Source organism: Nocardia nova (assembly GCF_002933465.1).
Lineage (GTDB): Bacteria > Actinomycetota > Actinomycetes > Mycobacteriales > Mycobacteriaceae > Nocardia > Nocardia nova_B.
This window is the reverse complement of sequence record NZ_PSZE01000004.1, coordinates 281,285-294,695: the sequence shown is the minus strand read 5'-3', so window position 1 is coordinate 294,695 and position 13,411 is coordinate 281,285. Positions and strand designations below refer to the sequence as shown.

Below are 13,411 nucleotides of genomic sequence, written 5' to 3'. Positions count from 1 at the left end.
ACCCTCCCGCTTCGTTCGAGGCGACCGGACAGAAGATCCGCACCACCGCGGGAGTTCTCGACGAGCGGTTCGGCACCTGCATCGACCTCTCCGTGGCCTATGCGGCGTGCCTCGAGGCATCCGGTCTGCGCCCGCTCGTGTGGTTGGTGACCGGGCACGCCTTCGCCGGATTTCTGCGCGAAGAAGCGAACTTGTCTCATCCGTCCTTGACCGAGCAGAACGCTCTCGTCAATCTCGTCGAGTCGGGTATCGCCGTGCCTGTCGAGGCGGTGTTCTACGAGGAGTCGTCGAACGGCAGCTTTTCCAGCGCCATAGCGACAGCACGACAGCACTTCAGTACGCCCGAGTCACTGGCCGGAGTTGTCGACATCGCTGCTGCCAGGAGAAGCGGTGTACGCCCCCTGCCCAGCCTCGATGACGTCGCCGCCGTTGCTTCCCCCGAGCCGACGAAAATCGGCGGAATCGTGCTGGAACTGCCCGGTGAGCTTCGGGCACAGAACCAGAACGACGAAGTCTTGGACACGACCGACTCCGCTCCGGCACGCGTCCGAAAGTGGAAGCGATCGCTTCTCGATCTGAGCACCCGCAACAGGTTGCTGAATCTGAAGGCATCGTCTCAGGTGATCGACCTGCATGTGCCCCACAACGGTCTACCGATTCTCGACGACATCGTTCATGCGGGTACTCCCCTCACACTGGCTCCGCACGACGACCTCTCGTCCATTCATCAACTCCAAGGCGCGCGACGTGCCGCCGAGATCGACCCGGATGTACTGCGGGCGTACCTCTCCGAGGACCACCAGCTCTACGCTGCCGTTCCGAATAACGCTTACACCCGCAGATTCAAAGAGCTCGCCCGGACCGCACGGACGCTGTTCGAAGAAACCGGAAGCTCGAACCTCTACCTGACGCTCGGCGCGCTCGTACACCACACAAGCACGGGCGCCGAGGCGCGGGCGCCGCTGTTTCTCCTTCCGGTGAAGATCAGCGGCGGTACGGGAAGAAAACAGTTCCACATCACGACGAACACAACCGAAGTCGCGAGTCCGAACTACTGCCTGGTCGAGTGGCTGCGTCTGAAGCACAACGTCTCGATCGAGGCACTCGAAGCACCGAAATTGGACGACAGCGGAATCGATATCGTCCACGCCCTCCGCGGGATCCGGAGCGCTCTGGTCGAGAACAACATCGATCTGCGGGTGGATGAGGTCGCAACTCTCGCCATCTGCCAGTTCGGCACGTTCGGCATGTGGAAGGACCTCAGCGACAGCTGGGAGATCCTCGAGCAGAGTCCGATCGTTCGGCATCTGACGCACCATCCCGGCGAGTCGTTCCATGACCCGAACGCCGACGGTGATGCCGGCCTGGAGCAGCTCGAGGTCGACGAAAGTGCTGTGCCCGTTCCGATTCCGGCCGACGGCTCACAGCTCAGAGCGATCGCGCTCGCCGCGGCCGGCCGCACATTCGTCCTCGAAGGCCCGCCCGGCACGGGTAAGTCCCAGACGATCACGAATCTGATCGCACACGCTTTGGAGCTGGGCAAGACCGTTCTCTTCGTCGCAGAGAAGCAGGCAGCGCTCGACGTGGTGAAACGGCGCCTCGAGCGGGTCGGTCTGCAGAACTTCACTCTCGACTTGCACGGAAAGAGTCAGAGTCCCAATGTGATCCGCGATCAGCTCAAAGCCGCGATCGACAATTCGATCCGGTACAACGAGCGCACATGGGATGCCCGGTTAGCGGAATTTCGGGCTAGGCTCGCACCGCTCGCCGACTATCCAAGAAAACTGCATCAGCGCAACGGTATCGACTACTCGCTATGGAGCGCCTTCGAAGAGATCCTCGAGACCGGTGATGGACCGGTGGCCCCCATTCCGATTGCCTATGTCGCTCGCCCTTCCGAGAACTGGTCAGCAGTCAAGGCTGCACTCGACCTCTTCTCGCGGGCAGCGCGTCCCCTGGATATCGCACCCGGTGTGCCATGGTCTCTGGCAGGCGCCATTCCGAGCTCGGTGGGCGCGGAGCAGATCGCGTCTGCCGTGCGCCGGTTTGCCAACGCGTTCGATGCCGCGGAGACGAGTGACCGCGTGCGGTCGTTGCTGGCAGCCAACGACGATCCCAGCCAGCTCGTCGCCTTGCTCGAACCGGCGAAGCACCAACTCGGTCGTCCGGTTCCGGACGCGCCCACACTTGCGTGGATGGGCGGCGCGCAATTCTCCGGCTCGCTGAAAGCGCTGAGGGCAGAGATCGAACAGCTGCAGCGAAACTGCGCTCCACTGCTGGCGACGTTCACGCCGATGTTCGTCGAAACCGGTGATATCGCCGCCACCGTCACCGAGGCGGAGGAGTGCGACAAACGGATGTTCGGCCGGAAGAAGAAGGCCGAGCAGTTTCAGCGCAGCATGGCACCGTTCGCCCAGCCGGGCACCGACCTCGCACCCCAGAGAGTCCTGCCCCTGCTGCGAGCAATCCCTGGTGTCCGCGAGCATGTTTCGCGAACTCAGACGCTCGCCCGGGAACTTCTCGGCCCGTTCATGCCGGCGCGTTGGAATCCCCTCGCCCCCGGCAGCGCGGAAGAACTGCGGCCGATCTTCGACTACATCGCCGCGACGCTCCGATTCATCGACACCTCCCCCGGCGAATGGCGTCTGCTCGAAACTACCGGCTTCCCGGCCGATCGAGAGATCGGGTTGCTCGAGGAAGTGAGCGACGCGTGGACACAGTTGCGACACTGTCTCGGCACCACTGACGATGATGTGACCCGCTGGCGCAACGGCGAACACTGGCTCACCGCGTGGAAGCGCACGAGTGGCGAACTCATCGAAGACGCTGAGCTTTTCAATGCCCGGCACCTGCTCGACTGGTCCAGGATGTCCAGCTACCTCGCGCCCTTGCGCCAAGCAGGACTCGATGAGTTCGTGGAAGCACTTCTGACCGCCCGAATTCCGGCGGCCGACGCAACGGCGGCCTTCATTCGTGGCACCGCTGCCACATCGCTGGACGAACGCCGCCGATCCACCGGTCTGAACAACTTCCTTTCCGACCTTCGTGACGGCGAAATCGACGACTTCGTGCACGCTGCGGAGTCGTTGCGAGAGGAACAGGTCAAAGCTCTTGCCGCCACACTGCTCGAGCGGCGCCCCTTCCGAGCCGGTTCGCTCACCGGCGAGGTCGGGGAATTGCGACGTTCGCTGGACAGACGGCGTGGCGGCCTCAGCTTCCGGCAACTGATGAACAAATACGCCGACCACATTCTGGCGGCCACTCCGTGTGTTTTCGTCAGTCCGGCCTCGCTCGCGCAGTTCATTCCGCCCGGTTCCGCGACGTTCGACATCGTCGTATTCGATGAGGCGTCGCAGGTGACCGTGGCGCAAGCGATCGGCGCCCTGGGGCGTGGCCGGTCGGCCGTCATCGTCGGCGACTCCCAGCAGATGCCGCCGACCTCGTTCGGTCAGGTCACGGCTTCCGATGACGACGACGCGCCCGAGGAGGGCGAGCTCGCTCCGGAAGATCTGGACAGCATCCTCACCGAATGTGTCGAGTCCGGTGTTCCGCGTCTGTGGTTGTCGTGGCACTACCGCAGCCAGGACGAGACACTCATCAGCTTCTCCAACCAGAAGTACTACGGGGGTCGGCTGGCCAGCCTGCCCTCCCCCGGCGGAGACAGCACCGCGGGCGTCGAATGGCGTCGCGTCGCCGGGCATTTCAACCGCGAGGATCGTGGCCGTGAGCACCGCACGAATCGTGTCGAAGCAGAAGCCGTGGTCGAGGAGATTCGAACCCGTTTGGCCACACCACATCTCGCGCACCAGAGCATCGGCGTCGTTACGTTCAACGCGCAACAACGCACTCTGGTAGAGGACCTCCTCGATGAATGCGACGATCCGCTCGTTCGCGAGAACCTGCGTCCCGACGCCGAAGAAGGCATATTCGTCAAGAACCTGGAGAACGTCCAAGGTGACGAGCGTGACGTCATCTTGTTCACCGCCGCCTTTTCGACGAAACCAGGTGAGACACAGCTGCCGCTGAACTTCGGTCCGCTCAGCCGGTCGGGCGGCGAGAAGCGCTTCAATGTCGCGATCACCCGGGCACGTCGCAAGGTCATCGTGTTCACCTCGTTCGACCCATCGCACATCGACCTGTCCCGAACGAAATCCGTTGGCATGGCCCACCTGCGCGGCTACCTCGAAATGGCCTCCTACGGACCGAGCGCGGGTGAACACCCGCGCGACGGCCTCGGCCTCGACCCCATTCAAAGAGACATCTGCGCCGGACTGCGCGAGCGCGGATACGAGGTGGACGCGAACTACGGGCTCTCCGACTTCGTCCTCGACCTCGTCGTACGCGAACCCGGTTGCGAGCATTGGCAAGTGGCGATCATGCTCGACGGCCCACGGTGGGCGGAACGGCCGACGGCCGCAGACCGGGATCTGACACCGCGGCTGCTCGAAACGATGATGCACTGGGGTTCGTCGCTGCGGGTGTGGTTGCCGGACTGGATCGACAATCGTGGCGCTGTACTCGACCGCGTTGATGCCGCGATCGAAACATCCCGCTCGAAGCGAGAGGCATTCGAGGCAGAGCTCGCCGCAGCAGCGGAAGAGCGTGCGGCTCTCATCGCGAAGCTGGAAGCAGAAGCCACGGTCGAAAGGGCGGACGAACCCGCACCGCTCGACCTGGAAGACGTAGAGACAGAAGATAGTTCGACGGCCGAGCCGACCGACGACTCGGCGCAGCGGGACGAGCCGGAGCTCGTCGCAAGCGCACCGATCGCGAGCAGCCTCGGATCTGCGGCGATTGTTTTGGACAAGCCGGCAGCTCGCGACTGGGATGGCCGCGGCACCACTTATCTCTGCGCGCCGACGACAACGCTCGGCGAACGGACGGATCTCGACAGGACCAACTCGGCGTCGGTACGGCGCATCATCACCGACGCCGTACGCGAAACCGTGGAGACCGAGGGACCCATCGCACTGGATCGACTCGCGCGGGTCGTCGCGAATCGGTTCGGCTTCGACCGAGTTTCAGCCGCGCGCAAGGCGTTTGTCATCGACTGCGTCCCCACCGAGCTCGTTCACTCCGGCCCGCTCGGCACATTTGTGTGGCCACATCAGATCGACAGGGCTACGTGGCTCGGCTACCGCACCACCCCGGATGACATGACGCGTTCTCTGAACGAGATCGCACCAGAGGAGATCGTCAATGCCATGAGGGCGGCTGGCGCGAGTGCGGCGCTGGAGACGGAGCCTCTGATGCGCGCAACCATGGCCATCTTCAAACAGCGGCGACTCGCTGGCGCCAGCCGGGAGCGCTTGGAAGCATGCATCGCCGCCGGGCTGGCGGACGGGCGGCTCATCCGGATCGGATCGCATATACGGCCCGGAGCCTGACGCGCCCTCGCACGAAACCGCTGGGCGTTTCGGTGCCCAAGTGTCGGTGGGACCCGATACCTTCCGTTAGCAAAGCGACAACGGCATCACCAAAGGCTGCCATTCTCCAACTTCATCGTTTTCCGACCGCTCCAGGGAGAACCCTCGCCGTCGTCGAACTGAATCTGCTTGTCTCGCAATGCTGTACGCGGAGCCAGGACTTCAAGCGGTCGACAATCACCATGCAGCCGAGGGGCGGGCGGACAGTGATCACGCTCGGGTTCATCATCACAATCGGACTCCCACTGGCCGTACTGATCCTGGTGGTGACGCTGCCGGGGCACCGCGACATGCCGAGAGCCACCCGCGGACTGAGAAGGCGAACCACCGCCCTGACGGTCAGTTTCCCCTCGACGTATCAAACCCGACGTGTGTTGTCTCGCAGGCACATCCGAGCTTCCCGAAGGCTTGGACTCTCCGGGAACCGCCTCGGGCACAGGGTAACCGCCGGTCGCACGGGCCAACTGTTTGCCGTGCCCGCCGCCGATCTTGCCGGGCTTGTGGCTCTCTTCCGTCGAAAACATCTTGTCTTCCAGCGGAACCGTGCCGGAGTTGCGTACGTCTTCATTTTCGGGCGACCATAACGTCCGCTCGCCTGCCGACACCCCGTCGTCAGGCTGTCGGCAGACGAGGAGGTGACCGGTGGCCGGGCTCTTGCAGGTTGATATCGAGGCGCTGGGCAAAGCGGTTCACCTGCTGCGCAATTCGGAGCAGGTGCTGAACGACGCCATGAAGGCGCTGGCCCATAGCGGCCATACCGATATCGGTACAAAGACGCTCGACGACGCCGCTGACAGCTTTCAACGCGATGGCATTTCGGAATCCAGCGCATCGGCGAGGCTGCCACTGCAACCCGCGGATGGCCTATCTCGGTGCCACGACGCATACCAGCAGGTTGATACACAATTTGCCCAGCTGATCGCACAGACGACCACACCCGCACTACCCGGAGGATGCATCCCTCGTAGTGGAGCCGGTCGACATCGAAGGCCGATCCATCCTGTTCACAGAGCCCATCCGGACACAACCGCAAGCTGAAATCACTGATCTGGCAACCGAATCGGGTTCGGCAACAGTCCTTCAGCTTGAAGCCTTCATCCCTTCCGATGATGGGACGACCATCGCCGCCATCGAGTTCTCGACGATCTCGTTGTCTGAAGGTCCGAACTTCGGGATATGTTCTTCCTGCTCGCGGCATCCGCGAAGATCGATAAGTCGCCAAGCCGGCCCTCCATGCTGAACATGTGAACGAAGGTTGATCGCCGATGGAAAGTCCCCCCGATCGGGTGTCCAGGAAACAATCGAGCCCGGCCATCGAATGGCCCGCTACCCGCGCCGCCCTGCGAAGGAACTGGTTCTTCCGCTGGCCACTGCTACTCATAGGCATCGCGTGCGGCGCCCTGTGTCTCCTGCTCATCAACGAGTTCGACCGGCCGGGGATCCACGGCGCGGAAAGAATCGGCCGACTGCTCATCTCACCCACCGCCGTCATATTCACGATATGCACGATCTTGGGCGGCACCTTTGTCTGGATCGGACACCGGCGCCGAAGGTCGGTTAAACGCCACGCCTGGACAAGGTGGAAGATCCAATACATCAGGGCAGGACGAAATGAATGGGTGACGTTACTCGATCCCCACCGAAACCATGTCTCGACCCTCATCCTCAGCACCTGGCCGAAAGACCTCGGAAAGTTGGTCAACCACAACACCCCGGAGATTTGGTTCGCCGGTGATCCGAAAAGGTATGGAGTGATTTCCCGGCCCGGCGGCGAGGATCTGCGCTACGCCTATTACTCCAAAGCGAGGCAACCACCGCGGTTCACATTCACCGATCGCGCCGAGGGACCACGGAGCGGCCCTGAACGCTCTTCGGTTTCCGGTAGCGCTGGTTACCAACTGAGCCGCGAAAATGGCACAGTCGTCATGACGTCACCGACCGCGGACCCCACACCACCGCGCATCAGGTACGGCAGCCTGAAGGATTTCGGCTATCCGTCTCCTCGCAAGCTGCGGCGGACGTGCGCGTTTATCGTCGACTTCGCGCTACATCTACTTTCCGGTATCGCGATCGGGCTGGTGGTCGCGCCCGGGTTCTCTCCGGAGGCGTTGCGCGCCCACGATATTCAGCAGATCGAATTCAACCCGTTCATCGCCTTGGGCTGCTGGCTGGCAGCCTCGTTCGTCGACCGCGTTGTCATCCAGTCGATCGTCCACACCACCATCGGTAAGGCCATCTTCGGGCTTGTCGCCATACAACCCGATACCAACCGCTATCCGACCTTCGGCCGACTCCTGGCCACCTGGCTGTTCCACCTCTATCTCCCGCTGGCCATCCTCGGCGACGGCATCGGCCCGGACGATGACGAAAACTACTTCATGACGGCCGTCCGGTGGCGGGATGTGCGCGAACGCAACCGTATGGCCGGGTAATGGAACGGCCTGAACCTCAACGCCCGTCGTCGAACTCGACGTACTCGCTGGCAGAGCAGCGTCAGCACCAGCCGCAAGACCAGCAATCGGATGATGTAACACCCCACCCACTCTCCCACGATCCTGCAGCACACGCGCGGGACAAGGAGCAACCCGTATCGGAAACCCACACACCGCCAACGAGACTGGTGCACGATTGGCTGACACCGTGACCGACTCCGCGAGCGGTGCCCGTGGTTGAACGGCGTCAACTAACGGACCGCCATACAACGTCACGGGCACCCGTGCGCAGGGATTCCACACGCCGAGGGAGTTCATGTTCAGCTCGGGGTTCATCGGCGGCGATTCGGATATAGGAACCGAACGAGTGGTACTCCGTGATGTCGCGCAACAAACTCCAGGCCGGCCATTCGAGTCCGCTTCCCTGGCCGAAGTCGAACAGTACTTGAGCGAATAGCGCTCCACGCCAACCAAACCCACCGGGACACGCCGCCCACCTCGAGGACGCCGGACCCCAGAGATCAACCGGGGTCACCGAAATCTCACGTTTCACGAGAATCGCAGCGATCTCGTCCACCAATTCGGCGTATTCTCCGGCGTCACTCGAGCTCCGGCAGCTTTCGAGCTGTTCGCCCGGAATCCTGTCCGAAAGCACGTCGAGCAGAGCGCGAGATTCGGAGTTCATTCGCCTCATCCGATTGATTTGCTCCGGGGTGAGACGAGCACCCCTCCTCCCGACCGATCCTTCTTTCTCTGTCACTTCAGTCCCCGTCTCGATGGCGCGACGCAAAGACATTCGCGTGGACAGCGCGGAGCGAAGACCCTGCGCGTTCGGCTGTTGGCTGACATGCGAGTACCGACCGCGATCATCAGACATACCTCAGGCCGGGCCGAAGCGGTGGATGTATTCACCCACCTCCGCACTCGAGACGAACGCTGCGATCCGCTCGGCAGAAGGGGGCAAGTAGCTTCGATACTCCGCTACGGCGAAGACGTAAGTCCATGCGCACAAACGGCTCTCGTCGAGCAGCGGATGTTCATACAGTTGCGTAAGCCGGTCCGCGATCGAAGCCGGCCCGTCCTGAATCGCCACCCACAGACCCGCCTCGGCATTGATATCCCCCACCGCCCCAAGCGGATCGATCGCATGCCAGTGGTCGGGGCCCTGAAGAATATTCTTGGCCTGCAGATCCCCGTGGAGAACGTGGGACTGCGTCGTGGTGTGGAGCAGCAGATCCAGGATTCGCTCCGCTGCGGCGAGGTGGCCGTCGCCGCCGAACGCTTCCATATCCTCGGCATACCGCGGGTCGGCGAAACGGTCTCTGGCCCAGCCGATTCGCATCGCCGACACATCGGCCAGATTCTTGAGTACAGGCGGTTCGGGGAGATCGGTCGCGTTGAGTCTGAGCAGGAGCTCGCCGAATTTCTCGGAGTCGGCAGCGCCGTCGGTGGGCCAGACGGTGTGGCCGGGCACGATCCGGGTCATCAGGAACACTCCGGATTCATCGTGTTCGAGGACTTCGGGGGCGGCGCCGGCGGCTGACCACCGTTCGAGCAGGCCGATTTCTGTCGCGCCGGATTCCCGGTCCACGGGAAGCTTCAGCACTGCGTCGGCGCCATCGGCTGTGGTGGCGTAGACGCAGCACGACATCGCTCCGCTGTCGGCGACACGATCCAGTTCGAGCTTCCATTCACGGGCGTAGTGCGCGATTCGATCGGGCAGGGCGTCGAGCCACCTGCGGCCGTCCTGCTCACCGCGGAGAAAGAGGATCGCCTTTTCCAGGCGTTCAGGGATGGCGGGCATGGTCACCGGGTCAGAACCTCCTTGATCGTGCGGGCGAGGGATTCGAAGTCGGGCTCATCGTTGTAGATGTGGGTGGCGAATCGGAGGAGGCATTCACCGCGCGGGCCTGGGCCTGCCCATACTCGTATGTTCGCAGCTCGCACCGCGTTTTTGATTTCCGGCACGGTCACACCATCCAGGAGGAACGCCCGCATGCGCGGCGGGAGATGTGCCGCGTCCGCGGTCGGGCGAGCGCCGCAGTCGGTGAGCAGTCGCGTCCCGATGTCGGCCAGCGCCTCGCTCTCGGCGAGCAGGCCGCGTGTCTGCCAGTCGGTCCACTGCTCGAGCGCGGTGTCGATCGTCAGTCGCGGCGCCGGATCGAATGTTCCTGGCCAGGAAAATCTTTCGGTTAGGTCGCGGGAATCCCAAGTCAGTGAAACCTCGGCCGGCTGGACGCGGTCGACGAACTCTTCCGCAAGCCAGAGGAAACCGACAGCGCGGAGGGACGGCAGCCATTTGTGGAGGGTGCCGAACATTGCGGCGGCGCCCCATTCCGACGGACAGACCGGAACGTGACCGGGCCCGTGGGCCGCATCGAGAATCAGCCGGCCGCCGCGTTGTCGCACCCATGCGGCGACCGCCTGGACCGGAAGGCGCACCGCCGCTGAAGAACTCACCAGACTCATCTGGAGGTAGGCGACGGCGCCGGGAACCGCGGCGTCGAGGGCGGTCAGCAGATGCTCGGCACTGTGGAACGGCAACGTCACCGGCACGAAAACGACCTTGGACGATACCCGGGCCGCGGCGACTTCCCATGCCCGGATGATCGAGGAGTACTCCGTGTCGAGCACGACCACAGTATCGCCGGCGGAGAGCGGCAGCGAGCTGATGACGGCGGCTGCGCCGGAGGTGGCGTTGGCGCAGAATGTGGTCTGACTCGGCTCGAGGCCGAAAGCCTCTGCGACACGCGAGGTTCGGTCGCGAAGGAGTTCGAACAGTTCGGCACCGAGCCGAACGGTCGGATCGGCCTCGATCCGCTTGCGAGCCTCGTCGGCGGCCCGCATCACCCGCCGCGACGTGAGGCCGTAGGAGGCGTGGTTGAGCTGCACCAGACCTGGGGCGAGTGCGAAACTCTCGTAGGCGCAGGCTTTCACGATCCCGCACCATGTCCGAGGACGGCCCGCAGGTTCGTGAGGCTCGGCACGTCGAAGCGGAAAATCGCATCGGCGGCGAGAGCGTCGTCGGGTGCGACACCGAGCTGGGCGATAGCGAGATCGACAGGGCTCGAATCCGGGCGGCGGCCGTCGATGACCTCGAGCAGTTCGATCAGCCTCGCCCGCCGGTCCGCGGTCAGTAAGTCCCGCTGTGACACGCCCCGAAGTTCGGCGAGGAGTCCATCACCGGATGCTCGCCCGTGCAGAGCATCGAGTTCGATCACCTGACAAGCGAGGGTCGCGGCAACCCGGCCCAGCCCCGGCGACAAGCTGACATCGAGATAACGTGCGAATGCCTCCGCCGCGCCGACGTAGTCCCGCTGCAGGCCCAATACCCGGCTGGAATCCCGCAGATGGGGCGGATTGTCGCTGGCAACCCCCGATGTCCGCGACATGCGGCCCAGTTCCTCCAGCAACTTCCACGAGCGCTCGAGTTCGAGGCAGGCCATCGTCTTCTTGCTCAGCCAGTGCAATGCCTCATATTTGGTGTAGGGATGACCGACGTCCCCGGCTACCTCGATCGATCGGGTGAGCCAATGGTCGGCCTCGGTGGGCTCATACGCAGCGAGGTGCGCGAGACCTCGGTGGCCGAATGCGCGTGAACGGACCTCCGGTCGGCTGGTCATCGTTGCGGTCGTCTCGCACAGGTCGATGCAAATGGCAGCGTCCTGGGCCGGACCGCACAACGCGATCTCCGCCTTCAGCATCAAAGCCTCGGCTCGAATCTCGCCCGGAGACACATGCACTGCGAGCACTTCATCCAGTACGCGGTCCACATCATCCCAGTGGCAGGTCATCCGCAGGTTACGCGCCCACAGCAGCCGCACCCGAGCGTCGTCCGCGGGATCGAGCCGATCCCCTTCGGCCAACGCCAACGCCGCTGCGCAGGACTGCGTGGCAGCGCCGTGATCGCCACTCACAGACTGGGATTCGGCCAGCAGAGACCACGATTCGAACGACGGCGCATGCTCGACCGCGATCTGCGCCAGTTCGCGGGCCTTGGACACCGCGCCGAGCGCGAGCTGCCGACGTGCGGCCAGTAGCGAGAGCGACGCGGCCTTCGTCTGGTCACGAGCCGCGACAGCGACCGCGGCTGCGCGCACCTGCGATTCATCGTCCCAATGCGGTTCTTCTTCGAGGATTTCCAGAAACCGGGCATGATGACGACGCCAACGCGGCGCGTTCCTGGCTCCGCGTTCCCGCAGGATCTCGGCGAACAACGGATGATGAATCAGATACCGATCGAAATTGCCGCGCGGTTCAGCGGGCCGCACCAAACCGTACTCCTCGAACAGCACGTGCAAGCGATCGTAGACGTCATCGATGTCCATGCGGGCGAGCCGAGCGAGGTAGTCGACCTCGAAGCTGTAACCGATCAGCGCAGCTACCTCCAGCAGCCGTTGATCTTCCGGAGTGAGGTAGGACAGCCGTTCTTCGAGGACCGCGGTGATCTGCTGTGGGGCAACCACATCCGTCTGTCCACTCACTCGCACGAGAGACTCCGCGAACAACGGATTGCCCGCACTCAATCGAACGATCCTCGACACCGAATGCACCGGAACGGCAGCATCTTTCGCCACCTGACGGATCAGCCGCTCGGTATCGGCGCTCGACAACCGCGGCAAATCCATCACCATGGTCTCCGGCCGATACCGGCACAGTCGATACACCGCTCGCTGCAGCGGGTGCGTCTGATCCTGTGCACGAAGCTGATACGGGCGGAACGCCAGCACCATGATCAGCGGACCGTCGATCCGCAATGCGATCGTCGTGAGCAGATCGATTGTGGCGGTGTCGGCCCAGTGTAGGTCGTCGAGAACCATCAGCACCGGTCCTTCGGCGAGCAAATCCTCGATGAATCGCAGCAACTGATCCAGCCGGCTGTCGATCTCCGCCTGATCATGACCGGACGCGGCGAACGTCTGCCCTGTCCGCACCCCGGCCGCCAGCAACTGACCTACTACCGGCACCGACTCGATCCAGTCCGGCGCGTGCTCCCCGAACGAGCGGGCCAGCCGCTCGAGTCTCGACCGCGAGCCTGATCGCTCGACCGACGAAGTCAGCGAACGCAGGCATTCCCTGACCGCTTGAAAAGAGTCGGACGCCAACGAATTCAGCATCGCCTGGCCGTACCCCGCCAGCAAGCCCTGCTCAACATGCCGTTGCACGGCACGATGCGCCAACGTCTCCAGCAGACTCGTTTTTCCGACGCCGGCCTCCCCCTGCAGAACGAGCACATCACCCTTGCCGGTCTCGACAACGTGGTCGACACGCCCGAGCAGCTCGGCCAGCTCATTGACACGGTCGACCAATGGTGTGGGCTCCGCGAGTGCTGACAAGATTCCCCTCCAGATCAGTCAAGCCTGATGAGGGTGCAGTCTAATCGACAATGTCGCTGGCGCCCTGCTGGTTTCACGTCGAAACGCAACATGTCGCGCATGATCGCGACAGCCGGGACGTCTTCGGCGTCGAAGTGTTGAATCCGATTGCCACGCAGCGTCTTCCGGAGCTCCCTCAACTATGTGACGACTGCTCGGGGGGCCGATGCGGCACCGC

The 13,411-nt window shown here is 63.4% G+C and carries 7 protein-coding genes; 3 read left to right on the top strand and 4 right to left on the bottom strand.

Annotated features, from left to right (window positions below):
- Positions 1-347: 347 nt before the first annotated feature.
- Entirely contained in the window at positions 348-635 is a 288-nt protein-coding gene (locus C5E41_RS34855) for a hypothetical protein (RefSeq protein WP_258080823.1), read from the bottom strand.
- Here C5E41_RS34855 and C5E41_RS07490 point away from each other — a divergent pair.
- From C5E41_RS07490 to C5E41_RS07485, 3 genes are all read left to right on the top strand, one after another.
- Positions 621-5,387 carry a DUF4011 domain-containing protein gene (locus C5E41_RS07490; RefSeq protein ID WP_258080822.1) on the top strand — a complete coding sequence of 1,589 codons (4,767 nt, stop codon included), beginning with the start codon at positions 621-623 and terminating at the stop codon, positions 5,385-5,387. The genes C5E41_RS34855 and C5E41_RS07490 overlap by 15 nt on opposite strands.
- 681 nt (positions 5,388-6,068) lie before the next feature.
- Positions 6,069-6,464 carry a hypothetical protein gene (locus C5E41_RS33220; RefSeq protein WP_146097490.1) on the top strand — a complete coding sequence of 132 codons (396 nt, stop codon included), beginning with the start codon at positions 6,069-6,071 and terminating at the stop codon, positions 6,462-6,464.
- A 227-nt stretch (positions 6,465-6,691) separates the two neighbouring features.
- Positions 6,692-7,858, top strand: coding sequence for an RDD family protein (locus C5E41_RS07485; RefSeq protein ID WP_146097489.1), 1,167 nt, complete (start codon positions 6,692-6,694; stop codon positions 7,856-7,858).
- 880 nt (positions 7,859-8,738) lie between these two features.
- Here the strand turns inward: C5E41_RS07485 and C5E41_RS07475 are convergent.
- From C5E41_RS07475 to C5E41_RS07465, 3 genes are read right to left on the bottom strand one after another with little or no spacing between them, the layout of a single operon-like run.
- The gene (locus C5E41_RS07475) at positions 8,739-9,662 is read right to left on the bottom strand and encodes an aminoglycoside phosphotransferase family protein (protein ID WP_104375078.1); all 924 of its coding nucleotides are present in this window, start codon (positions 9,660-9,662) and stop codon (positions 8,739-8,741) included.
- Between the two features lie 2 nt (positions 9,663-9,664).
- Positions 9,665-10,795 carry an aminotransferase class V-fold PLP-dependent enzyme gene (locus tag C5E41_RS07470; protein ID WP_104375077.1) on the bottom strand — a complete coding sequence of 377 codons (1,131 nt, stop codon included), beginning with the start codon at positions 10,793-10,795 and terminating at the stop codon, positions 9,665-9,667.
- Positions 10,792-13,194 (bottom strand): ATP-binding protein, encoded by a 2,403-nt coding sequence (locus C5E41_RS07465; RefSeq protein WP_181063134.1) that lies wholly within the window; start codon positions 13,192-13,194, stop codon positions 10,792-10,794. The genes C5E41_RS07470 and C5E41_RS07465 overlap by 4 nt, the downstream gene beginning before the upstream one ends.
- Positions 13,195-13,411 lie beyond the last annotated feature (217 nt).

Bases quoted from the DNA above. Each gene is read 5' to 3' on its own strand.
- C5E41_RS07485 (WP_146097489.1), top strand. From the start codon at position 6,692: ATGGAAAGTCCCCCCGATCGGGTGTCCAGGAAACAATCGAGCCCGGCC.
- C5E41_RS07475 (WP_104375078.1), bottom strand. From the start codon at position 9,662: ATGCCCGCCATCCCTGAACGCCTGGAAAAGGCGATCCTCTTTCTCCGC.
- C5E41_RS34855 (WP_258080823.1), bottom strand. From the start codon at position 635: ATGCAGGTCGATCACCTGAGACGATGCCTTCAGATTCAGCAACCTGTT.